The sequence below is a fragment of the Photobacterium damselae subsp. damselae genome (genome assembly GCF_038086725.1).
GTDB lineage: Bacteria > Pseudomonadota > Gammaproteobacteria > Enterobacterales > Vibrionaceae > Photobacterium > Photobacterium damselae.
The window spans coordinates 1,118,300-1,142,273 of the sequence record NZ_CP146970.1 but is presented as its reverse complement, the minus strand read 5'-3'; the positions used below and the strand labels follow the sequence as shown (position 1 = coordinate 1,142,273).

Here is a 23,974-nt window from a genome sequence, read left to right as displayed (position 1 = left end):
ATAGACATTCCTCGTTATGGTTACTCTCACTCCACGCCAACGCCTTTATCAAATCATTTTTGGAACTCAAACTCGATATGGTCAACTCTTTGATATTGCTCTAATTATTGCCATTATCAGTTCTGAGTTAATTTTAATTATTTCATCTGTTACCAGTATTGAATCCAAGTTTTCTACAACACTTTATATTTTAGAGTGGTTCTTTACCCTTCTATTTACTGTTGAGTATATTTTGCGGCTTTACTGCTCGCCAAAACCCTGGGCTTATGCACGAAGTTTTTATGGCCTAATTGACTTAATTGCGATTGTGCCAGCTTATATCGCGTTCTTTATTCCGGGTTCAAACTATCTATTAATCGTACGTTTAATCCGAGTACTGCGAATCTTTAGAGTGCTAAAACTTGCACGTTATCTTAGAGATTCCAATATCTTATTACGTTCCTTAATGCAGGCTCAGCGCAAAATACTCGTCTTTTTTAGCTCAGTTTTGGTCCTTGTAACCGTCTTTGGCTCTTTGATGTTTATCATTGAAGGACCTGATAATGGTTTCACGAGTATTCCACAAAGTATTTATTGGGCAATTGTGACAATCACAACGGTCGGTTATGGTGATCTCGTCCCCCATACTGTGTTAGGTAAAGCAGTGGCATCGCTTACTATGCTGTTAGGCTATTCAATATTAGCAGTACCAACAGGTATTATTACGGCTGAAATTAACCAAGAAATTAACCACCATAAGGCACTTATTCGTTGCCCTAATTGTGCAACAAGTGGCCATGATATGGATGCTGATTACTGCAGAAAATGTGGTAGTAAACTTCCTGAGCACCTTTAAGAAAGTAAAAAAAGAGCATCAAAAAATACCCATAAATAGGTATTCAACTTTATTTTACAGATTAAAATAAAACTACAACTTAATAACATTCAAAAGAAAAAGAGACGATATCATCTTGTAATATCGTCTCTTTTTTATATCTAACAATAGAGTTGTAACGGAATTGTTTTGATTGTTATTTCAAATCAGAAACCACAAATTTGATTAATTATTCATTTTTTTGAATTTTGCTGTCTTAAATAATCAACAGCTTTATCAGGAAAGTCAGTAAATACACCATCGACATTAGCGGTTTTATAAAATACCTCTAACATTCCATTAAAGTCATCAGTATAAGCAGGAATACGCCCTTTATCGGCTCTAAAGGTATATGGATGAACGACCATGCCATTTTCATGGGCGGCCTTAACCAACCCAGTTAACTGAATATTGTCTTTCGTTGATTTATCAGAGACCACCATTGGTTTCCATGGACCGATACCATCAGCGTATTTAGACAGCTTTTTCATCCCATCAGGTTTAAACATCCAATCGTAGCTATAAGGCTGGGCTTTACCGTCTTTGTCATACACCATGGTCTCATTCCAATCAGTGTATGCCATCAACTGAACCAAATTTAAATCCATATCGAGCTCTGGCATTAACTCGTCATTAATACGCTTAAGTTCGTTAAAGTCAAAAGTTTGCAGATAGACTTTGCTGTCTTTATTTGTATAACCATATTGTTTTAATACTTTAAGTACCGCTTTACTGATGTCCTTACCTTCATGACGATGGAACCACGGCGCTTTAATTTCTGGATAAAGACCAATATCATAGCCTAATGTTTTATTAAGCCCTTGAATCATCTCTATTTCTTCTTGGAAGGTAGGAACTGTGAAATGTGACTTCCACATAGGAAAACGATCAGGGAAACCTTGAACTTGTTTGCCGTTTTCAATATTAAAGCCTTCTGTTACTGTCAGTTGCTTAATTTCAGGTAAAGTGAAATCAATAGCATAATAACGACCATCTTTACGGGCTCGATCTGGGAAAACTTCAGCGACGTTTGTCACACGATCTAAATAATGATCATGTAAAACCACTAGCTGATTATCTTTAGTCATAACAACATCCTGCTCAATATAGTCAGGGTGCATTGCATAAGCCAAAGCTTTTGCGGGTAAAGTATGTTCAGGTAGATAGCCTGATGCACCTCGGTGCGCTACTACAATTTTGTCGGAGAGATCAGATTGGGCAAAAGCAGAAGGAGCTAACATTGCAGCAGTTAATGCCAAGGTTAAGCCTAATTTTGTCATTATTATTTGTCCTTAAAGTATTAATCCAACTTAAATATTGAGTCTTATATGAATAGTGAAACTCTTATCTAAAGTTCGAACAAATAGTACGAGATATTTATGACAAATTTTCGACAGCAATAGCAAAATGTGATCGATTTTGCTCGAACAAGCATAGTTAATGCTCGAATAGTGATCTTGATGCAAATTCCTATTAGGACAATTTAAAAAAACATTATGATTTGAAGATATATTAAAAGGCTAACAGCAATAACTCTTAGCCTTTTATTTTATAAAATCAGTTCTTATTGAATTTGAGTCTTACTCACTGGGGCTGCTTTTTTAATATCGAATGAGCCGATATAAGTACCTCGATCATTACCACTCCAGGAATAAACGTCACCATAAGCTGTGACAAATGTAAAACCATAATGGTCAGGATACGTAGCAATAATTCGCTCAGGAATGACAATTAAATCTCTTGTACTATCTAAAAGACCACCACCAAACTCTTTACTACCCCAACTGCTTATCCATGCTTTAGGTTCATCACTTATGCCAGAAATTGCCATGAAGGCTTCACCATTAGTAATAAAGTGTCCTACATTATTACCATCTTTTAGACCAAAGCCTCTAAACCATCCATATTTATCTTCAGTCGATACAGAATCATAATCATAGAATTTCTCAAACGAAACTTGATCACCTTTTTTCGCGCTCAGGTTCCAAATCCCTTTCCAAGATAGAGTCTTTCCATTGGCAAATAATGCAGTAAAACCATCATCACTTGCCATAATATCTTTAGCGTTTTCTAACTCAGAATGTAAGCCTTTTAATTCATGAGAGTATGTATTCCCCCCATAAAAAACACTTCCCCACGTCAGTACTTGACCACTTTCTGTTAATGCAGCAAAAGCACCATGATTTGCGACTACTTTCTTAATATTCTCTAGCGGTTCCAATAATTTCTGATTAACTTCATTAACACGCATTTGCTGATAGTAACCAGGTACTGGAACACGTTTTAAACCATTCGGGCACCCATCCTGAGTATAAAACGTCTTATTACTTTCTTTACATGTCGTCGTATCTTCAACTAACTTAACTTTAAAACCAGCATAATCATATACAGGTGAACCGCCATAACTGGAAATTCCCCATACGATGACCTTTTTATTTTTTGTTAAAGCTGCAAAAGCGCCATCCGTTGCAACTAAGTCATTAAATAATAAAGGCGGTTCATTATTATCGATATTACGAAGTTTATCGAAATAGAGATCCCAATTAAAATGGGGGTTCTCATCAGTCGCCTGAATTAATTGACTAGAGCTCGGTGATAAATCGGTATCAGACAACTCTCCTTTTTCTTTAGCTAGAGCTTCTTTTTCAGCCTGTTCTTGCGATTCCTTTACCTTTTGTGCCGCTATATCTCTCAAATACTGTTTATATTCATGCGAAGCACTGCCCCATTCAACTAGCTCACCTCTTGTCGTTAAGATAGCAAACCCATTAAAATCTTGGCCTAAACCGACAAATTTAGCTATTGGCGCATCTTGTTTTAAATACTTACAGGTTCCTGAAAAATCAGCTTTTGTCATTTTGTCGGTCACTAAGCACACTTGACCATTTTCTGTTTTTAATGCAAAAGCATGTTTATTACCCATCATTTGAGTAAATTTAAATTGGTCCTGCAACAAAGTGTCGGTAAAATTCCCCAAAGAACCAACAACATGGACTTGCCCATATTCATTTAAAACGGCAAAGGATCGTAAACTAGGTACAACATCAACAATTTTCTCTTGATTTACCGTTTGTAAATAGTCTTCTTCTCCGATAAATGTTTTAGTGCCCCATGTAAACAAGTTTCCCTGCATATTAATGGCTGCAAAACCGCTATAGTTAGCTTCGACTTTACGGATATTGTGCTTAAATTCCTCGCTTAATGAACGATTCATTTGTGCCAAACCACTTTCGGCTAACGTTATATTTTCAGATATATCACTATCATTATATAAATTAACACTACCTAAGGTATTGGATTTCCGATCAATTAGAAAACGCTTTTGATAACGAAATTTTGCCAAATGTAATTGGTCTTTAATATAATAACGAACTTCAATTAATAACGGTTTTAAATACTCATTACCTGATAATTGATATTCACATTTTGTTGATAATTCATGATCTTGAGCTGAAGTTTCACCTTCACTTATCCAACGACAAGCAACTTTAGTGTATTCAGTCTCTTGAGCGGAGAGAAAAGAAACCTTAAATGACAACTTATCTCTTGCCCCATATACATCATAATAATCATTTAACTTATTATTTAATCGAGAAATATTTAATAAACGACCAACCTGGATCTCACTGCTCGCTGGGTGTGATTTAAGAACGTCATTAATATTTTCAGGCAATTGATATACCTGATAAGAACCAACACGATTAGATGATACATCTAAAGGTTTTACCTGATCTTTATTAACACTCTCTTCAATTATATTTGAATCTTCTGGATTAACTGCGATCGAAGTCGTTTGATCATCGAGAGAAATGCCCTTATTTAAGTCAGCAATTTCAGCTGGCTTATCAAGAGATAAATGATCTTGCTGTATATCCTTAACCGCACTTTCTTTTATTACATTCTGAGAAGAAGATGATGTAACAAAGTCTTCTGGTTTTATTTCTGTAACTTCAAGTTTCTTATCTGTTGATAGCGGAGGGGAAATTGTTACTACTGGCTGATGTTCACGATTATTTAAAACCACAGTCTCTCTATTTGAATTTACTTTCTCTTCAGTCGCGGATGCAACTTTATTACGACTTGGATTAAGAATAGGAGTAGAAGATGTCTTAACTGTATTATCGGCTGAATTTTTGACTGGAGTTGCGGCATCATCACCACCTCCACCACCACAACCACCTAAAACCAATGCTGATACTAACCAAACCTTACGCATAAATTCCACCTAAGCATAATAAAAGGATGGCGATACTAGCGAATAATAAAAATAGTGTAAATGTAAAATTAACTATTCATTAAATTTAATTAATCAATCATGTTTTATAAATATCCTTAAAATACAAAAATTTATTTATCTAATTGAATTATAAAAGATAAAAAAAGCCGATAAGGAATCACTTCCCTATCGGCTTGTATTTTTAAATGGCGCTTTTAACGAATAATCATTTCGCTAATTGCGCTAATAACATTACTTACGACGCCAAGTTGTACCTTGAGGGCCATCTTCTAGAATGATACCCATTTCAGTTAACTTATCACGAGCTTGGTCAGCGGCAGCCCAATCTTTGGCAGCACGGGCATCAAGACGCTGTTGAATCAACGCTTCAATCTCTGCCACGTCGTCATCATTGGCACCACTTTGTAGGAATGCTTCAGGCTCTTGACCTAATAAACCTAGTACATCAGCCAGTTCACGCATACGAGCACCAAGAACCGATGCAGCAGCCACATCGTCTGTTTTTAGACGATTAATTTCACGCGCCATGTCAAACAGTACTGAATATGCCTCAGGAGTATTGAAGTCATCATCCATAGCTTCTTTAAAGCGAGCAACAAACTCTTCGCCACCAGCAGCTTCAACTGAAGTATCAAGACCACGAAGTGATGTGTATAAACGTTCTAAAGCAGAACGAGCTTGTTTTAGGTTATCTTCGCTGTAGTTTAGCTGGCTACGGTAGTGACCAGACATTAGGAAGTAACGAACTGTTTCAGGATCATAATGGTTTAATACATCACGAATAGTAAAGAAGTTACCAAGAGATTTAGACATTTTCTCGCGGTCAACCATCACCATACCACTGTGCATCCAAGTATTTACATACTGGGTATCATGCGCACAGCAAGATTGAGCAATTTCGTTTTCATGATGTGGGAACTGAAGATCCGAACCACCACCGTGGACATCAAAATGATCGCCTAAAATAGCTGAGTTCATTGCTGAACATTCAATGTGCCAACCTGGACGACCTGGACCCCATGGTGATTCCCATGTTGGTTCACCCGGCTTAGACATTTTCCATAGTACAAAATCAAGAGGGCTACGTTTTGCTAGCTCAATATCAACACGAGCACCAGCTTGCAGTTGATCAAGATCTTGCTTAGATAGACGGCCGTAATCTTTAAACTTGCTCACTTCAAACATTACATCGCCATTATCGGCAACGTAAGCGAAACCACGCTCAATCAGACGTTCACAAAGAGCAATGATTTCGCTAATAAAAGCAGTTGCTCGTGGCTCAACATCAGGACGCTTCATACCTAGAGCATCAAAGTCTGCGTGCATTTCACCAATTAAACGTTCTGTTAGTGAATCGCATGTTTCACCATTTTCAGCAGCACGTTTGATGATTTTGTCGTCAATATCGGTGATGTTACGAACAAACGTTAAATCGTAGCCCAAGTAGCGAAGGTAACGAGACACTACGTCAAAAGATACGAATGTACGACCGTGTCCAATATGACATAAATCGTAGATTGTAACCCCACAGACGTACATACCTACTTTACCAGGGTGAATGGGCTTGAATTCCTCTTTTTGTCGCGTCAGAGAGTTATAGATTTTTAACATGCTCTTCTTTACTCATTTTTGGGGTTACATTAAAGCAGTAATTACACCTTTTATGATTAGTGATGGCAAGGAAAATCCACTACTAACCCACATTTAGGCTATCTTGAAAGCAAGAAGCACGTTAATATTTGTGATAAATCGCTGCAATCGTTAAAATTTGCAGCTTAGTGAAAACAGTCCAGTAAAGGAAAAAACCATGGTAACGCTTCACACTAATTTTGGTGACATCAAAATTAACCTATTTGAAGAGCAAGCACCTGAAACTTGTGCAAACTTCCTACGTTACTGCCGTGAAGGTTTCTACAACGGTACCCTATTCCACCGTGTTATCGATGGCTTCATGATTCAAGGCGGCGGCATGACTTCTGGCATGCAAGAGAAAGAAACTCACGCACCAATCAAAAACGAAGCGAACAACGGTCTAAGCAATAAGACTGGTACTCTTGCAATGGCTCGTACTAACGCGCCTCACTCTGCAACTTCTCAGTTCTTTATCAATGTTAAAGACAACAATTTCCTAGACTTCACTGGCGAAAACATGAGTGGCTGGGGCTACTGTGTATTCGGTGCTGTACTAGAAGGTATGGACATTGTTGAAAAGATCAAAGCAGTGAAAACAGGTCGTAGCGGCTACCACGCAGATGTGCCAGTTGAAGATGTTGTGATCGAAAGCGTAACTATCGAAGACTAATCTTCATTGAATAAGGGCGATCTTTAAGATCGCCCTTTCTTTATTGACTATGACCACACTTTTTATTTCAGATTTACACCTCAGTGCAGATCGCCCCGACATCACACAATGCTTTCTCTCTTTCATGGAGCAAGAGACTCAGCACATTGATGCTCTCTACGTTCTTGGCGATTTGTTTGAAATGTGGATTGGTGATGATGATGACTCGCCCTTCCATCAGCAGATAAAACACGCATTTAAGCAGTTAACAGATCGTGGTACTCCATGCTACTTCATTCATGGCAATCGTGACTTCCTTATTGGAAAACGGTTTGCCAAAGAAACAGGTATGACACTTTTACCTGAACATCATGTTGCTAATCTTTACGGGATACCGACGCTGATTCTTCATGGGGATACGCTCTGTATTGCCGATGAAGCATATCAAAAATACCGTAAGAAGGTTCATAATCCTTGTTTGCAGTGGCTGTTTTCTTGTCTGCCTCTTAATACTCGTCAACGCATCGGAAATAAGATGCGCAGTGGCAGCAGCCAGAATAATCAGCAAAAAAGTGCTGAAATTATGGATGTTACTGCAAGTGAAGTAGAACGGGTAATGGCTCAAGATGGTGTCTATCGTATGATTCATGGCCATACTCACCGCCCAGATATTCATGAGTTAACCGTAAATGGTCAGCCAGCAATTCGTATTGTTCTCGGTGATTGGTATGATCATGGCTCAGTATTAGTCATAACGCCTGATGACTACCAATTAGAAACCCGCCAATTTCAAACTGAACACACACTTAAATAGCGTGTAATAAAAAAGGTACGCAAACACGTACCTTTTTCTTCTTTATTCCGAAAATCATACCGTATTAAAGATTAGCAATAGGCTCTGGTGTAGATTTACGGTCTTGGCTCCAAGAGCGATACATACTAATTGCAGTATAAAGTACCACACCAGTTACCAACCAAGCCAAAAGATGCATATCTAATGATTTAACTAAATAAGCCGCAATCACAACCGCTATAGGCCCTGTTATTGCAACGGCCAAAGCAGCACGAGTATTTACCCGATCGCGAACAAGAAAGCCACCAGCAGAGAAAAAACTCAGGAAGGCACAAGAGCACATCATGACAGGGAATGCCGCCAATGGATTCATACCTAACATATAAATCATTGTCATACACGGAGCGTATAAACCAATACCAACCGTCATTAATGCGCCAAATAAGAAGTTACCAGCAATACCGATAGCTAATTTCCACCCCGTTAACCCTAACGCAGTGCCACCTAATGGGAAAAGTTTTAGCTGCCCAGCAAGCATAAGACCCGCAACAATAAGCAGTGCCATACTCATGACAATACGAATAAGCTGGCGATCCCAACTAGAAACCAATTTCGCGCCAACGGTCGCACCAGCACAAGCTGCAATTACCAAACTAACTAAAGTGACAGCATCAACATTGACTGCGGTTAAAAAAATGAGCGATTGAACAACAGTGGCCAATACGGACTGACAGTTCAGAGTTCCTGGCAACACTTTATCGTCAACCAATTTAAACTGCTTATAACCTGCAGTCATAATGGCAAAACTACCAATGCCTAAGGTATCGCAAAAATTCGCAAATCCCCCAATAAGGCCAATGGGAACAATCTTTGTTTGCGCTTCCTGCGTTCTATTTCTGCGCCATGCTTGAATAAGCAAGAACACAAAAATAGCTCCTCCAACAAGCAGTCCCGCTTGTATCAAGGTAAATATAGACATAACTCAGCTATTTCTTCACAAACAGATTAATAACGCGCACAAATTGAGTAACAATTCAACAGAGAATTAAACGTAAGGCGTATAATGAATCGACACCTTATTGTGCAGGTGCAACAAAATATCACATAAATAGGATGTACCGATGCTTTATCCCTAAAAAAAGAAAATATTTATAGATATTAGGGTGACATCTCAAGTAAAGGTATAGGTCTAATCTGCATTCTGATTTATACTTTGGGGTAATAAAAATGACTGAAAGATACAATTGAATTCATCCATGTTCTCATACATTGCTAGACAACCTATCCTCAATACAGAAAGGAAAACTGTTGGGTATGAGTTGCTATTTCGAGATGGACCACAAAACAGTTACCCAAATGTCGATGAAGAGCAAGCGACTAATCAGCTGCTCAATGACAATTTCTTTAGTCTTGCTGGCCCGGTACACATCACTTCGGGAAAAAGAGCATTTGTAAACTTTCCTTATGATAGTTTAATTAAAGGCACCCCTTTATTATTTGCTAAGCAAAGCTTTGTGATTGAGATTCTAGAGTCTTGCCAACCGACTAATGAGCTGTTTTATGCGGTCATCAACCTGTATAAAAAAGGATACACCCTAGCTTTAGACGATTTTATGCCAAGTGAAGCATGGAACCGTTTTTTACCTTATATCCATATTATTAAATTTGATATTCGTGTTCTGCCTATCGAGAAAGCAGCACGGTTTATTGAACATTACAAAAAACGTACAAATATTAGATTTCTTGCAGAAAAAGTAGAAACCTATGAAGAATTCATTGCCGCAAAAGATGCAGGGTTTGAATTATTTCAGGGGTATTTTTTCAGTAAACCGGAGATGCTACAGAGAAAGTCTCTTAAGCCTTCAGCATTAACCGCGATTCGTTTACTTAAAGAGATCTGTGTCGACGAAGTTAACTATGACAAAGTAGAAGAGATCATCGCAACAGATGTTTCACTTTCGTATAAATTACTGCGTCATGTAAATATGATGACTTCAAATAGAGCAAAACCTATCGCTTCATTTAAACAAGCCCTGGTTTATCTTGGAGAAGAGAAATTACGTCGATTTATTACGTTTGTCGTAACATCACATGCGTTACAAGCTAAACCTCAAGCTTTACATAACTTATCACTACAAAGAGCGCATTTTTGTGAAAGCTTAAGTAAGTTAGTTAATAACAATATCGATGGTAATCAAGCCTTTCTTACTGGACTGTTTTCATTGTTAGACTCCTTATTGGACCAACCGTTAACGGATCTGGTGAATAATTTACCTCTAACCCAAGATGTTAAAGACGCTCTAATTGAAAGAACAGGACAATTGGGCGACATTCTACAATTGGCTGAAGCTTTTGATAACGCACAATGGGATACAGTGAACTATTACAATCGTTTCCTTGGCTTGAAAGAAGAATCCATTGCTGAGCTCTACTTAGAATCGGTACAATGGGCGACAACTTTTGAAAAAAATTGGCAACAAGTAAATGACTAATTCATTATTATCGTGCCCATGTGGCAGCCAAAAGTCTCTCGCTCAATGCTGTCAGTTAGTTCATCAAAACCACGCTCATGCAACTCACCCAGAGCAATTGATGCGAGCTCGTTACAGTGCTCATGTTTTAGGTTTGGTGGATTTTGTAGTGGCAACCTATCACCCAAGTTGTGAAGCGGAACAATATCGTGATGCCATTGCCGATTCAGTACATTCAACTTGGCTTGGACTTGATGTTCTAAATAGCGAAATCGCCCCATCCGGTGAAGGCTTCGTTGAATTTAAAGCGTATTATCAAGATGGAAAAGATGAGTATGTACTCCAAGAGCGTTCTCGTTTTTTACAAGAAGAAGTCGACGGCAATAAACTGTGGTTCTACATCGACGGTGAATACCCACAAGCACAAGAAGAATCGGTTTCTCAGCCAGCAAACAGCAATAAAATAGGTCGAAATGATCCTTGTCTCTGTGGTAGCGGAAAAAAATATAAGAAGTGCTGCGGATAATCATTCATACCATTTAATCGCAATTGAATAAGAGAGGATAACGTATAGGTATCCTCTCTTTTTTTATTTCATCTTTCTCTTTCTCGCCATCTAGAATCTTAACAATAAATTTAATTTTTTCTTCAAATTAATGTTGCAAAACATGAGTAGCTTAGTTAGTGTGAATAACAAGCTAATCAATAGCATTCAATTTTGAGTAAATAATTATGCGTATCTTCCAGACTAACATTCATCACCATCATCATCCTGATTGATCTTTCGGGAGGATACGTATCGCCCTGGAAGATCGCATAATCTTCCAGAGGCTAGCAAGGATTGCGCCATTATAGCCCTCGGAAGAGAACTTCATCTTCCGAGGGCTTTTCAGTTTTTTACTGGATCAAACTGATTATATGGATTGATATAAGGAATATAACTATGCAAACACCTCGACTTCGTATTGCAATACAGAAAAAAGGACGCTTGAGTAAAGAGTGTCAGAACTTGTTAAAACAATGTGGCGTAAAATTTAACATGGTCGGTGAACGTCTGGTTGTTCACGCTGAAAATATGCCCATTGACCTACTCTTAGTACGCGATGATGATATTCCAGGATTAATCATGGATGGTGTGGTTGATCTGGGTGTTATTGGTGAAAATGAATTAGAAGAAGTAGGCCTTGAACGAATTGCTCGCAATGAACCCGCAGATTATAAAAAGCTGCGTCGTCTCGATTTTGGCGGCTGTCGTCTCTCTATCGCAATAGATAAAGACGCTAAGTATAGCGGTCCTCAAGATCTACAAGGCAAACGTATTGCAACCACCTACCCACAATTAGTTAAACGTTATATGGACGAACGTGGGGTTCAATTTAGTACTTGTATGCTTAACGGTTCGGTCGAAGTTGCTCCTCGAGCAGGATTAGCCGATGCTATTTGTGACTTAGTATCAACCGGTGCGACTCTCGAAGCAAACGGCCTAAAAGAAGTCGAGGTCATTCTTCGTTCTAAAGCAGCCTTAATTCAAGCCCAAATTCCAATGAGTGCTGAAAAACAAGCACTAATAGACCGCCTTCTCACCCGTATGCAAGGTGTGATTCAAGCTAAAGAATCAAAATACATCATGCTTCACGCCCCAACGGATCGTTTAGACCAAATCAAACAATTGCTTCCTGGTGCTGAAGACCCAACGGTGATGCCTCTTTCTCAAGATAGAACCAAAGTCGCCATTCACCTTGTGAGTTCAGAAAACCTATTTTGGGAAACGATGGAGCAACTAAAAGAGCTTGGAGCCAGCTCAATTCTTGTTCTGCCAATTGAAAAAATGATGGAGTAGCGCGATGAAAACGGTCTATTGGCAACAATATAGCGAACAAGAGCAACAACAATTGCTCACTCGTCCAGCCATTACTGATGGCGCGGCGATTAAAGCCAAAGTCACTCAAGTCATCAATTCGGTTCGAGAAACAGGAGATCAAGCTTTATTCGAACTCACAGAAAAGTTTGATCAGCAAACATTAAAGCAACTTGCCATAACCTCAAAGCAGATCCAACAAGCCAGTGATCGTCTGAGCGAATCAATGAAACAAGCTCTAAATCAAGCTTATGACAATATAGCTCTATTTCACCAAGCCCAAAAAGCCAAACCCGTGATTGTGGAAACTCAACCCGGTGTTATTTGTGAGCAGATCACTCGTCCAATTAATGCAGTTGGGTTATATATACCAGGAGGAAGCGCTCCTTTACCTTCAACAGTACTCATGTTGGGTATTCCTGCTCAAATTGCAGGCTGTAAACAAGTTGTGCTTTGCTCCCCGCCACCCATTTCTGATGAAATTTTGTATGTCGCGCAATTGTGTAACATTACCACTATCTTCCAAATTGGTGGTGCTCAAGCTATTGCAGCCATGGCCTATGGTACTGAAAGCGTACCTAAAGTTGATAAGATTTTTGGCCCAGGAAACGCCTATGTAACCGAAGCAAAACGTCAAGTTAGCAATGATTTCCAAGGTGCGGCGATGGATATGCCTGCAGGACCATCAGAAGTATTAGTTATTGCAGATCACAGTGCCAATCCTGCCTTTATTGCCGCTGATTTATTAAGCCAAGCCGAACATGGGCCTGATTCTCAAGTTGTTTTAGTAACACCAGATGAAACCATTGCACAACAAACGGCGATTGAGATAGAAAAACAACTGGCTGAGTTATCTCGTTCAACTATTGCAGATAAGGCACTTACCAGCAGTTTACTGATTGTGGCGCAAGATATTGAGCAGTGTATTGCCATCTCAAACCAATATGGCCCTGAACACTTAATTGTTCAAACTGAAGATCCTAGAGCTCTATTACCTAAACTCGATAACGCAGGATCTATTTTTCTTGGGTTATGGTCTCCTGAATCGGTTGGCGATTACGCCTCTGGTACTAATCACGTATTACCAACCTATGGCTATACCAAAACCTACTCTAGCTTAGGGCTAGCCGATTTCTCAAAACGAATGACGGTACAACAACTTAGTGCAGAGGGGCTTATGGCTCTTGCGCCAACAGTAACAACCATTGCCGATGCTGAAGGCTTAGATGCTCATAAAAGGGCGGTAACCATTCGAGTTGAACAATATCAAACACAGTGTTAACTCTTTTCAAGGAAAATGAACATGGTAAAAAAATTAGCAAGACAAACAGTACAGGAGTTAACACCTTACCAATCTGCTCGTCGATTAGGGGGGCAAGGTGATATTTGGCTTAATGCAAACGAATCCCCTTTTGCTAATGAGTACAACATTAACCATACTCGACTGAACCGCTACAGTGAATGTCAACCGCCGCAACTGATAGAAGCTTATGCAAACTATGCTGGCGTACGACCAGAACAAGTTCTAACCTCACGAGGTGCCGATGAAGGAATTGAATTATTAATTCGTGCCTTTTGCGAGCCAAATCAAGATGCAATCCTCTATTGTCCCCCGACTTATGGTATGTATAGCATCAGTGCGCAAACCTCTGATGTTAATGCGATTGCTGTACCTTTAACCAAAGAGTGGCAACTTGATTTACCCGCTATCTTTGCCCAATTAGATCGCGTGAAATTGGTTTTTGTTTGCAGTCCAAATAATCCAACAGGCAATCTATTAGCAAAAGCTGATATTGAAGCATTATTAGAACGTACTCAAGATAGTGCTTTAGTGGTGGTCGATGAAGCCTATATTGATTTCTGTAGCGAGGAAAGTGTTGCCAATCTTCTGGATCGCTACAGTAACTTAGTGATATTACGAACGCTCTCAAAGGCTTTTGCCCTTGCGGGTCTTCGTTGTGGATTTACCCTTGCTAACCCACAAGTTATCGAATTACTTCTAAAAGTCATTGCTCCCTACCCAGTTCCGATTCCTGTTGCTGATATTGCCATAGCCGCATTATCAGAGGCAGGAATAGCACGAACCAAATTTCAAGTGCTTGATATCAGTGCTAACCGAGCCTATCTCCAAGCGGGTTTAAGCATGCTACCGAATGTGCGCGTCTTTGATGGTTATGGCAATTATCTTCTGGTGCAATTTGAAGATGCAGAGCCATTATTTAAAGCACTGTGGGACAGCGGTATTATTTTACGTCGTAGTCCGATTGAAAACTGCATTCGAATCAGTATCGGAAACCGTGATGAGTGTGAAAAAACGCTCGCATTTATCCGAACTCAATTAACACAATAAGCAAGGATGTCGATTGTGAGCCAAGAGAAAATTTTATTTATAGACCGTGATGGCACATTAATTGTTGAGCCACCGATTGATTTTCAAGTTGACCGTTTAGATAAATTACAGCTTGAGCCTTATGTTATTCCGGCTCTTCTTGAGCTACAAAATGCAGGATATCAACTGGTAATGGTGACCAATCAAGATGGGTTAGGTACCGAAAGCTATCCACAAGCAGACTTTGATGCGCCACATAATATGATGATGGATATTTTTACTTCCCAAGGAGTGAAATTTTCCGATGTCTTAATCTGCCCTCATTTTGATCATGAAAATTGCAGTTGCCGCAAACCTAAGTTGGGGCTAGTAAAAACCTATCTTCAGCAAGGCCGAGTCGATTTTAGTCAAAGTGCCGTTATCGGTGATCGTCCAACGGATCTGCAACTGGCAGAAAATATGGCCATTCGAGGTATTCAATATCACCCGCAACAAATGGGATGGCAGCAGATCGTTAAAGATCTTACCACCAACCCAAGGATCGCAGAGGTTATTCGTACCACCAAAGAAACCGACATTCGCGTTAAAGTAAACTTAGATCAAGGTGGTGGAAATCAGATCAGCACCGGCTTAGGTTTTTTCGACCATATGCTGGATCAAATCGCTACCCACGGCGGGTTTCAGCTTGAAGTAAATGTTGCAGGCGATCTCCACATTGATGATCACCACTCTATTGAAGATACTGCCCTAGCTTTGGGAGAAGCTCTGCGTAAAGCCTTAGGAGATAAACGAGGAATTGGGCGATTTGGTTTCTCGCTCCCCATGGATGAGTGTCTTGCTCAATGTGCTTTGGATCTTTCAGGTCGGCCATATCTAAAATTTGATGCCACATTTAGTCGAGAACAAGTTGGCGATTTATCGACGGAAATGGTTGAGCACTTTTTCCGCTCATTAACTGATACCTTAGCGTGTACTTTACACCTCAGTTCTAGTGGACAAAACGATCACCACATTATTGAAAGTCTGTTTAAAGCTTTTGGCCGTACGTTACGTCAAGCGATCAAAGTTGAAGGTAACGAACTACCAAGCAGTAAAGGAGTACTGTAATGAGTCAGCAGCAGGTCGTGATTATTGATACCGGATGCGCCAATATCGCTTCTGTAAAATTTGCCATTGAACGACTTGGGTATCCAGTTACCGTCAGTAAAGACCCTGAAATTGTTTTAAGCGCCGATAAACTGTTATTACCAGGAGTTGGAACTGCCGCCGAAGCGATGAAAAACTTAGAGCAACGAAACCTCATTCAGCTCATCAAACAAATCACTCAGCCAATACTGGGGATCTGTTTGGGCATGCAATTGCTAGGTCGTTACTCGCTAGAACAAGTAAAAGATGAGAAAGAACAACAAGTGCCATGCCTTGATATTTGTTCTGCTCCTGTCATTAAGCTCGATAGCCAGGGATTTCCTCTCCCTCATATGGGGTGGAATACCATAACGCCAGAACCCGGCCACCCTCTCTTTGCTGATATTCCAATGGGAAGTTATTTTTATTTTGTTCACAGCTATGCCATGCCTATTTTTGCTCAAGGAGGCAGAACTATTGCGCAATGTGAATATGGCCAAGGATTCAGCGCAGCCATTCAATGTGGCAATTTTTATGGGGTGCAATTTCACCCAGAACGTTCAGGGAAAGTCGGATCTCAATTACTAAAGAACTTTCTCGAGCTCTAATTCAAGGATGAAAAATGATCATACCCGCATTAGATTTAATTGATGGCCAAGTCGTTCGCCTATATCAGGGCGATTATGGTCAAGTGACCGAATACAAAGTGAATCCAAGTGAACAATTTGCTCTTTATTATCGGGCAGGAGCTCAATGGCTACATCTTGTTGATTTAACCGGTGCTAAAAATACGCAAGCAAGACAATTAGACTTAATTGCTAGCATCTTAGCCAGTACACCTGCCAATATTCAGATTGGAGGGGGCGTTCGTCATTTAGAAGATGTGAAGGCGCTATTATCTACAGGAGCTAAACGTGTCGTTATTGGCTCTACCGCAGTGAAGCATCCGCAACAGGTTAAACAATGGATACAGGAGTTAGGCGCTGACAAAATCGTACTTGCCCTTGATATTAATATTAATGACCAAGGTGAGCGCCATGTTGCCGTCTCTGGATGGCAAGAAGATTCTGGTGTCACGATTGAGGCACTACTAGAGGATTATTTAACCGTCGGTCTGCAACACGTGCTATGCACCGATATCTCCCGTGATGGCACTTTACAAGGTTCGAATGTCGCCCTTTATCAAGATTTGTGTCGTAACTATCCAACCATTGCTTTTCAATCTTCTGGAGGCATCGGCTCTCTTGATGATATTGCCGCACTTAAAAATAGTGGTGTAGCTGGTGTAATCGTGGGGCGAGCACTGCTTGATGGCCATTTTACGGCAGAAGATGCCTTTCAACTTTGGGCTCGGGAATAAGGAGAATTTATGTTAGCAAAACGTATTATTCCCTGCTTAGATGTACGGGATGGACAAGTGGTTAAAGGCGTACAATTTCGCAATCATGAGATCATTGGTGACATTGTACCACTGGCGAAACGGTATGCTGAAGAAGGTGCTGATGAGCTGGTTTTTTATGATATTACCGCATCAAGTGATGGCCGAGTTGTCGATAAAAGTTGGGTATCACAAGTTGCCGAAGTCATTGATATTCCCTTTTGTGTTGCAGGCGGAATACGAACGGTTCAAGACGCCAATCAAATATTAGAATTTGGAGCAGATAAAGTTTCCATTAACTCCCCCGCTCTTACCAATCCAGCTCTTATTACAGAGTTGGCAGATAAGTTTGGAGTGCAATGCATTGTCGTTGGCATTGATTCTTATTTTGATGTAAATACTAAACAGTACCAAGTCTATCAATTTACTGGGGATGAAAAACGGACTCAAATAACTCAGTGGCAAACTGAGGAGTGGGTAAAAGAAGTTCAGCAACGTGGTGCCGGTGAAATTGTACTAAATATGATGAATCAAGACGGTGTACGTAATGGCTATGATCTCACACAGCTCAGTAATATTCGGCAAGTTTGTCATGTTCCTTTAATCGCCTCTGGTGGTGCGGGGGAAATGTCTCACTTCGCTCAAGCCTTTAATCAAACAAATGTTGATGGCGCTTTAGCAGCATCGGTATTTCATAAGCAGATCATTAATATTGGTCAATTAAAACGCTATTTAAAACAGCAAAATGTGGAGATCCGACTATGAGCTTAATAACAGAGATTAATTGGGAAAAAGTTGGTGGTTTAATTCCAGTCATAGTTCAAGATAGCCGGACACAAAAAGTATTAATGCTTGGCTATATGAATGATGCCGCGCTCAGTAGTACATTAGATACTCATAAAGTGACATTTTGGTCTCGTACTAAACAGCGTTTATGGATGAAAGGCGAAAGTTCTGGAAATATATTAAAGCTTGAAGAGATAAAACTCGATTGCGATCAAGATACCTTACTTATTCAAGCTATTCCGGTAGGACCAACTTGTCATCGAAATACCGAAACCTGTTTTGATGATAAAGACATTGAGTTATCTGCCGCTTCTCCCCTTTTCTTACAGCAATTAGAACAAGTACTCGCAAGTCGTAAAGGGGCTGATCCAAAATCATCTTATACCGCCAGTTTATACGCACGAGGAACCAAACGTATATCGCAAAAAGTGGGAGAAGAAGGTGTAGAAGTAGCATTAGCAGCAACTTCAGGAGATAAAGAAGAATTAATTTGTGAATCGGCAGATCTGCTATATCACTTATTAGTCCTACTACAAGATCAAGGCTTATCATTGCAGGATGTATTAAATAAACTACACCAAAGACACAATGAATAACTAAATAATAAGAGATAGCTTCTGTCTTATTAGGAGAAAAAATGCCAGCATATTAACGCTGGCATTTCTTATCGCAATAACTTCTTATCGCAACAAACAGATATTATCGAATCATATCAAGATACAATTGCTCTACTTTTGTTCGAGCCCATTCTGTACGGCGCAGAAACTTAAGACTCGATTTAATGCTAGGATCATGAGTAAAACAACGAATATTAATTCGGTAGCCAAGTTCATCCCAGCCATAATGTTCAACTAACTCTGTCAGTAATTTCTCTAACGTTATACCGTGTAACGGATTATTTTTCTGTGTCATAAAATTAACTTAACGTCCTAACGCTTCTTTATAATGAGTACGACAAACGGAAACGTAGCGATCATTACCACCAATTTCAACCTGATCCCCATCTGCAATTGCGCGGCCGGTCTCATCTTGGCGGATAACCATATTAGCTTTACGACCACAGTGACAAATTGTTTTTAATTCAACTAATTTATCAGCCCATGATAATAGATAACGACTGCCTTCAAATAGTTCACCTCGAAAATCAGTGCGCAATCCATAACATAATACTGGAATATGTAATTTATCAACCACTTCAGTTAATTGATAAACCTGATCTTTAGTTAAAAATTGGCACTCATCAATTAATACACAATCTATTTTTTTCTCATTATGAATATCAGTAATTTGTGCATAAAGATCATCGGCATTATTGAATAGTTCAGCATCTTCTTGCAAACCAATTCGGGAGCTCACTTTACCTTTACCATATCGATCATCAATCGCTGCCGTAAAGATTAAAGGCGTCATACCACGTTCGCGGTAGTTAAATGATGATTGTAGTAAGGTTGTCGACTTACCCGCGTTCATCGCAGAGTAGTAGAAATACATTTGAGCCATTAGGTTCCCCAAATCGTTTGAAAATACATATCCAAAATTAGCGTGATGCTACAGAAATCTCCCCACAATGAAAAGCGAGATCATTAAGATTGGATCACAACAATAAAAAAAGCCTGCAAACTGTGCAGGCTTTAAGCAAGATGATGACTGTAATTATGCGGCGCTGGTGCTTGATACCGGGCGACGAGACCACCAAGATAGACCAAAACACATCACAACAAAGGTCAGTGTTGCCGCTAAGAAACTCACTGGTAGTGAATCTGTAATACCTAAAACAAGGAAACCTACAGCAGAAACAAACGCTACTGCTAAAGCATACGGTAGCTGTGTCGCGACATGATCAATATGATGACAACGCGCACCGGTTGAAGACAAAATCGTTGTATCGGAAATTGGTGAGCAGTGATCACCAAATACAGCACCAGCAAGAACACCTGCAAGCATAGGAAGCATTAATGTAATATCCGTTGCCCCCGCAAGATCACCTGCGATAGGAAGCATGATGCCAAACGTACCCCATGATGAACCAGTAGAGAATGCCATAATGCCTGACAAACAGAATAAAATAACAGGTAATAGCATTGGGTTAATATTACCCTGTACTAACGTTGATAAGTACTTACCTGTTTGAATATCGCCAATCACACTGCCGATGCTCCAAGCAAATAGCAGAATTAAAATAGCACCAAACATAGATTTAGCACCAATCCATAGCGTATTGGTTACATCAGCCATAGGTAAACGTTGACGAAGTACCGGAATAAGTGCACAAATCAAACCTAGCGTACCACCAAGAACAAGTGACTTACCTACGTTAGTATTTTCAAATGCGCCCAAGATATCAAATGGCTTACCTGCTGCGGCAAGACCTTCATTACCTGTATAAATCATAAAGAAGAAGGTAGCAAAAATAAGGACTAAGATAGGCCATACTAAATCGCCTACTCGACCTTTATCACTCTCTTTAATTTCAAGCTCTTCATCTAATGATTTTGCTTCATCAAGAGAATCACCTTCATCAAAGCCTCGACCGTGACTTGCTGCCATTTCATGCTTCTTCATTGGGCCCACATCCCACTGGAACCAAGCAACTACAAAGACCATTGCTAAAGCAAAGATTGCATAGAAGTTCATTGGTGCCAGTGTCATAAATGCACTCAATGGCGAGTACTCAGTTACACCGTGAGAAACTAAAATGCCACCAATTAAGGTAATGATATAAGCTCCCCAGCTTGATGCAGGCATAATCACACACATAGGTGCTGCTGTTGAATCAACAACATAAGCCAGTTTTGCTCGAGATACATAGAATCGGTCAGTGACAGGGCGTGCAATTGCACCTACTGCTAGGCTATTAAAATAGTCGTCAACAAAAATGAAAATACCTAAAAATGCAGCCAGTAGTTTTGCACCACGCTTACTCTTAATTTTAGTCTGAGCCCACTCAGCAAATGCTCGTGTACCACCAGATAAAGTTAATAGTGCCGTTGTCATGCCTAATAAAACAAGGAATAGCAAAATGCTTAAATTGCTATAATTTAGGTCGCCATCGACAACAAACAGCTCAGTCGCCGTCTGCTTTAAATACGAAAAGGTGTTGCCTAATGAAAAGTCGGTTAACAATAAAGCACCTAGTACAATACCAGCACCTAATGAAATTAATACACGACGTGTCAGAATAGCCAAACTTAACGCAACCAGAGGCGGTAAGATGGATACTAAAGAATGGGAATAATCTACAAAGTTCATGATCTCTATTACAACCGATCCAGGTTGGAGATCTACTGTCATTGATAAACACTTAGTCTTATCAAGAAGAGAAAAGGAAAGAAGGTTAACCCTCTCCTGACCCCACAGTAGCGCTCCATAGTTAATATTAAAATTTTACTATGGCAGTGTTGTACCTATTCGACACAACCCCAGCAAGAGGGTTTGATACCCTTCTCTTACTTCGGCATTGGCTCCTTTCTCTAACCGTCAATGGAATCACCCTCGAGTTAGTTACTTATAGACAATGCACCTCTACCCTTAGTCAAGGAAATTTCATTCTACGTAATGTCAGCTCATTTGCAACAACTTAGAATGAAAAAATGACAGTGTTTAGTGAATAATTTTGCAGCTATTTATAAAAAACACAGAATTATTCCTTATAGACAAAACAAGCATCTTCTAATGATTATGAAATTAACCGCATGTGTTATTAATATAAATATATGGATAGTCTTTTATTAATGCAGCCCACTTTGCAACGAGTTCATAATGATGAATACTTAAATTTTCGTAACAATAAATGATTATTTATAGATGGCAGACACTAGCATTAAAATAATAATAGTATTATTATTGTCAAATATAATTTAACGCTGCTATTATTATTCCAGTAGCCATATATAACAAACAGGAAATATAAATGTCTGATGCAATGAAAGCGCTATTAAATCTTCGTAGCCTTCGCGCACTTTCTCGTGAATACACTCTAGAACAACTACAAGAAGCTCTAGAAAAATTACAGACAGTTGTTAGCGAACGTGAAGAATCTGAAGCTGAAGAAATCGCTAAAGAAAATGAGCGTAACCAGAAACTAGAGCAATACCGTGAAATGCTATTAGCTGACGGTATTGATCCTGAAGAATTACTAGCTTCACTATCTAAAGCACCAAAAGCAAAGCGTGCTGCTCGTCCTGCTAAATATAAATTCATCGATGAAAACGGTGAAGAAAAAACTTGGACAGGTCAAGGCCGTACTCCAAGTGCTCTTAAAAAAGCACTTGATGAAGGCAAATCTCTTGAAGAGTTTGAGATCTAATCATTCTCAATACAAAAACCCGGCTTTTATGCCGGGTTTTTTATATTGTATTGTTAACATAAACATTCACATCATTTCAAAACAGCTTCGTTTATTACAACTATTTATATCCAACCAAAAGACTATTACTCTTCTTATCTATTCGTCGTATCGAAGTAATTGCAAATCATTTGTTCAATATCAATCATGACTTCTTGTTACTTTTTATTACACTATTATATATCTCGTAATGTATGCAGCTAAACTCATGATATAAAAAAGCTGAGTCTTCACTCAGCCTTTAAAAATATATTACCGTATTTGATCAGCTAAATGACTCACAGCTAAAGCAAAATAGTGAGATCGATTCCATTTTAATAGTGTTTGATAATTTTCATAGATCAAATATGCTCGTCCATGTTGATCATCGGGTTGAACTAACCATGCTTGAATATCTTCTGTTGGTAATTGCTGACCCGATACAGTGCGAACACCTAAAGCTTGCCATTGCGATAAAGTTTTACCTTTGTCCCTTTCAACACCAATAAGTGCCGAATTTAATGTTGTTGGTACTTTAACTTGACGTCCCCAAGTATATTCATCATTCCAACCAGATTTATGCAGATAATTAGCAGCAGAGGCAAAGACATCTTCTGTTGTATTCCAAATATCGGCTTTCCCGTCATTATTTCCATCAGCAGCAAAGGTTAAATAAGAACTAGGCATAAATTGAGGCTGGCCCATTGCTCCTGCCCATGAACCTTTCATTTCAGAAGGTTTTATATGACCTTCATTCAATATTTGCAATGCATCCATAACCTGGCCTCGGAAAAAAGCTTCACGGCGTCCTTCATAAGCCATAGTAGCTAAAGCTTCAACCACATTATATTTGCCAGTAAATTTACCAAAATTACTTTCAACGCCCCATAGCGCAACAATAAAGCGAGGCTGAACACCAAATTGTTTACCGATACGTTGTAAATCGGTGTAATGTTCGCGATATAAACGATTAGCTTGCTTTACTTTCCATTGAGGTACTGCTCTTGGGATATATTGATCAAGCGTTAGTTTTTTCTCTGGCTGATTTTTATCGGCTTTAACAGCACGATGCTTAAATTCGATACCCGTAAACGCTTCATTAATAATCTGTTCTGAAATTCCTTTTTCTCGCGCCTCTGCCTTTAAGCCTTCCACATATTTATCAAATCCTGCATCAGCTGCAAAAACTGATGATGACATCCCTAATCCAAATGCTACAAGAGCAGAAACTAGTCGCTTTTTCATAATGACCTTATTATGGTTTTACCGCAGCGTTTGCCGCTTTATATTCTTCTAACAAATTAGGCACTGGCGGCGGCACTTGTAAATAAAACCCTTGCTCAACCAATGCAGTTTTAACTTTCTCGACATCAGCAATTGCTAATTTTCGACCAGCTAAATTTAATACCATCACAAATTGTGGTTTACCAAATGTAGTAAGTAGTGCTTCTGGCACTGATGAAAAATCATCTTTCTTACTAATATATAGGTACGTGTTCTCTTTCTTTAAACTTTTATAGATGGCACACAACATGATAT

General features: G+C 39.4%; 23 protein-coding genes, 1 riboswitch and 1 other annotated feature. Of the genes, 14 read left to right on the top strand and 9 right to left on the bottom strand.

Features of this window, described 5'->3' with window-relative positions; genetic code table 11:
- Positions 1 to 16: 16 nt before the first annotated feature.
- On the top strand, positions 17 to 835 hold the full coding sequence (locus WAX86_RS05195) for an ion transporter (RefSeq protein WP_341489209.1): 819 nt from the start codon (positions 17 to 19) through the stop codon (positions 833 to 835).
- A gap of 212 nt (positions 836 to 1,047) precedes the next feature.
- On the opposite strand, the gene glpQ is transcribed toward WAX86_RS05195, so the two are convergent.
- The 3 genes from glpQ to cysS all read right to left on the bottom strand — a co-directional run bounded on the left by glpQ (position 1,048) and on the right by cysS (position 6,701).
- Positions 1,048 to 2,133 carry a glycerophosphodiester phosphodiesterase gene (gene glpQ, locus WAX86_RS05190; protein WP_005300134.1) on the bottom strand — a complete coding sequence of 362 codons (1,086 nt, stop codon included), beginning with the start codon at positions 2,131 to 2,133 and terminating at the stop codon, positions 1,048 to 1,050.
- Between the two features lie 284 nt (positions 2,134 to 2,417).
- Positions 2,418 to 5,069, bottom strand: a complete 2,652-nt coding sequence (locus tag WAX86_RS05185; protein WP_341489208.1) for a hypothetical protein — start codon at positions 5,067 to 5,069, stop codon at positions 2,418 to 2,420.
- A 252-nt stretch (positions 5,070 to 5,321) separates the two neighbouring features.
- Positions 5,322 to 6,701 (bottom strand): cysteine--tRNA ligase, encoded by a 1,380-nt coding sequence (gene cysS / locus WAX86_RS05180; RefSeq protein ID WP_341489207.1) that lies wholly within the window; start codon positions 6,699 to 6,701, stop codon positions 5,322 to 5,324.
- Positions 6,702 to 6,897: 196 nt separating this feature from the next.
- On the opposite strand from cysS, the gene WAX86_RS05175 reads away from it, so the two are divergent.
- Positions 6,898 to 7,392 (top strand): peptidylprolyl isomerase, encoded by a 495-nt coding sequence (locus WAX86_RS05175; RefSeq protein WP_005300139.1) that lies wholly within the window; start codon positions 6,898 to 6,900, stop codon positions 7,390 to 7,392.
- 49 nt (positions 7,393 to 7,441) lie between these two features.
- Entirely contained in the window at positions 7,442 to 8,185 is a 744-nt protein-coding gene (gene lpxH, locus WAX86_RS05170; protein ID WP_068967983.1) for a UDP-2,3-diacylglucosamine diphosphatase, read from the top strand.
- A 64-nt stretch (positions 8,186 to 8,249) separates the two neighbouring features.
- Here lpxH and WAX86_RS05165 read toward each other — a convergent pair whose 3' ends face one another.
- Positions 8,250 to 9,143 carry a sulfite exporter TauE/SafE family protein gene (locus WAX86_RS05165; RefSeq protein ID WP_065170258.1) on the bottom strand — a complete coding sequence of 298 codons (894 nt, stop codon included), beginning with the start codon at positions 9,141 to 9,143 and terminating at the stop codon, positions 8,250 to 8,252.
- Positions 9,144 to 9,420: 277 nt separating this feature from the next.
- Here WAX86_RS05165 and WAX86_RS05160 point away from each other — a divergent pair, with 277 nt between their 5' ends.
- From WAX86_RS05160 to hisIE, 10 genes are all read left to right on the top strand, one after another.
- Positions 9,421 to 10,656, top strand: a complete 1,236-nt coding sequence (locus WAX86_RS05160) for an HDOD domain-containing protein (RefSeq protein ID WP_341489206.1) — start codon at positions 9,421 to 9,423, stop codon at positions 10,654 to 10,656.
- The gene (locus WAX86_RS05155) at positions 10,649 to 11,161 is read left to right on the top strand and encodes a YchJ family metal-binding protein (protein WP_080551733.1); all 513 of its coding nucleotides are present in this window, start codon (positions 10,649 to 10,651) and stop codon (positions 11,159 to 11,161) included. Before WAX86_RS05160 ends, WAX86_RS05155 begins: the two co-directional genes overlap by 8 nt.
- Positions 11,162 to 11,390: 229 nt before the next feature.
- Positions 11,391 to 11,529, top strand: a sequence feature (His leader region).
- Between the two features lie 49 nt (positions 11,530 to 11,578).
- Positions 11,579 to 12,475 (top strand): ATP phosphoribosyltransferase, encoded by an 897-nt coding sequence (gene hisG / locus WAX86_RS05150; protein ID WP_065170256.1) that lies wholly within the window; start codon positions 11,579 to 11,581, stop codon positions 12,473 to 12,475.
- A gap of 4 nt (positions 12,476 to 12,479) precedes the next feature.
- Positions 12,480 to 13,775, top strand: a complete 1,296-nt coding sequence (gene hisD / locus WAX86_RS05145; protein ID WP_341489205.1) for a histidinol dehydrogenase — start codon at positions 12,480 to 12,482, stop codon at positions 13,773 to 13,775.
- 21 nt (positions 13,776 to 13,796) lie between these two features.
- Entirely contained in the window at positions 13,797 to 14,843 is a 1,047-nt protein-coding gene (gene hisC, locus WAX86_RS05140) for a histidinol-phosphate transaminase (RefSeq protein ID WP_065170254.1), read from the top strand.
- A gap of 12 nt (positions 14,844 to 14,855) precedes the next feature.
- A complete protein-coding gene (gene hisB, locus WAX86_RS05135; protein WP_341489371.1) occupies positions 14,856 to 15,929 on the top strand; it encodes a bifunctional histidinol-phosphatase/imidazoleglycerol-phosphate dehydratase HisB in 1,074 nt (357 codons plus the stop codon).
- Positions 15,929 to 16,555, top strand: coding sequence for an imidazole glycerol phosphate synthase subunit HisH (gene hisH, locus WAX86_RS05130; protein ID WP_005300155.1), 627 nt, complete (start codon positions 15,929 to 15,931; stop codon positions 16,553 to 16,555). Before hisB ends, hisH begins: the two co-directional genes overlap by 1 nt.
- A gap of 14 nt (positions 16,556 to 16,569) precedes the next feature.
- On the top strand, positions 16,570 to 17,307 hold the full coding sequence (gene hisA, locus WAX86_RS05125; RefSeq protein WP_341489204.1) for a 1-(5-phosphoribosyl)-5-[(5-phosphoribosylamino)methylideneamino]imidazole-4-carboxamide isomerase: 738 nt from the start codon (positions 16,570 to 16,572) through the stop codon (positions 17,305 to 17,307).
- A 9-nt stretch (positions 17,308 to 17,316) separates the two neighbouring features.
- Positions 17,317 to 18,090 carry an imidazole glycerol phosphate synthase subunit HisF gene (gene hisF, locus WAX86_RS05120; protein WP_341489203.1) on the top strand — a complete coding sequence of 258 codons (774 nt, stop codon included), beginning with the start codon at positions 17,317 to 17,319 and terminating at the stop codon, positions 18,088 to 18,090.
- Positions 18,087 to 18,707 carry a bifunctional phosphoribosyl-AMP cyclohydrolase/phosphoribosyl-ATP diphosphatase HisIE gene (gene hisIE, locus WAX86_RS05115; protein WP_044176072.1) on the top strand — a complete coding sequence of 207 codons (621 nt, stop codon included), beginning with the start codon at positions 18,087 to 18,089 and terminating at the stop codon, positions 18,705 to 18,707. The genes hisF and hisIE overlap by 4 nt, the downstream gene beginning before the upstream one ends.
- A gap of 103 nt (positions 18,708 to 18,810) precedes the next feature.
- On the opposite strand, the gene WAX86_RS05110 is transcribed toward hisIE, so the two are convergent.
- From WAX86_RS05110 to WAX86_RS05100, 3 genes are all read right to left on the bottom strand, one after another.
- Positions 18,811 to 19,023 (bottom strand): VF530 family DNA-binding protein, encoded by a 213-nt coding sequence (locus tag WAX86_RS05110; RefSeq protein WP_036764145.1) that lies wholly within the window; start codon positions 19,021 to 19,023, stop codon positions 18,811 to 18,813.
- Positions 19,024 to 19,032: 9 nt separating this feature from the next.
- Positions 19,033 to 19,611, bottom strand: coding sequence for a thymidine kinase (locus WAX86_RS05105; RefSeq protein WP_005300162.1), 579 nt, complete (start codon positions 19,609 to 19,611; stop codon positions 19,033 to 19,035).
- 153 nt (positions 19,612 to 19,764) lie between these two features.
- Complete coding sequence (locus WAX86_RS05100) at positions 19,765 to 21,360, bottom strand: Na+/H+ antiporter NhaC family protein (protein ID WP_065170526.1); 1,596 nt, start codon at positions 21,358 to 21,360, stop codon at positions 19,765 to 19,767.
- A gap of 100 nt (positions 21,361 to 21,460) precedes the next feature.
- A riboswitch (Lysine riboswitch) is annotated at positions 21,461 to 21,644 on the bottom strand.
- Between the two features lie 377 nt (positions 21,645 to 22,021).
- On the opposite strand from WAX86_RS05100, the gene WAX86_RS05095 reads away from it, so the two are divergent.
- Positions 22,022 to 22,417: an H-NS family nucleoid-associated regulatory protein gene (locus tag WAX86_RS05095; protein ID WP_005300165.1), complete on the top strand. Its 396-nt coding sequence runs from the start codon at positions 22,022 to 22,024 to the stop codon at positions 22,415 to 22,417.
- A gap of 291 nt (positions 22,418 to 22,708) precedes the next feature.
- On the opposite strand, the gene WAX86_RS05090 is transcribed toward WAX86_RS05095, so the two are convergent.
- Together WAX86_RS05090 and WAX86_RS05085 are read right to left on the bottom strand one after the other, a co-directional pair.
- Entirely contained in the window at positions 22,709 to 23,680 is a 972-nt protein-coding gene (locus WAX86_RS05090; RefSeq protein ID WP_065170249.1) for a lytic transglycosylase domain-containing protein, read from the bottom strand.
- 10 nt (positions 23,681 to 23,690) lie between these two features.
- Complete coding sequence (locus WAX86_RS05085) at positions 23,691 to 23,969, bottom strand: YcgL domain-containing protein (RefSeq protein ID WP_138241305.1); 279 nt, start codon at positions 23,967 to 23,969, stop codon at positions 23,691 to 23,693.
- Between the last annotated feature and the right edge of the window lie 5 nt (positions 23,970 to 23,974).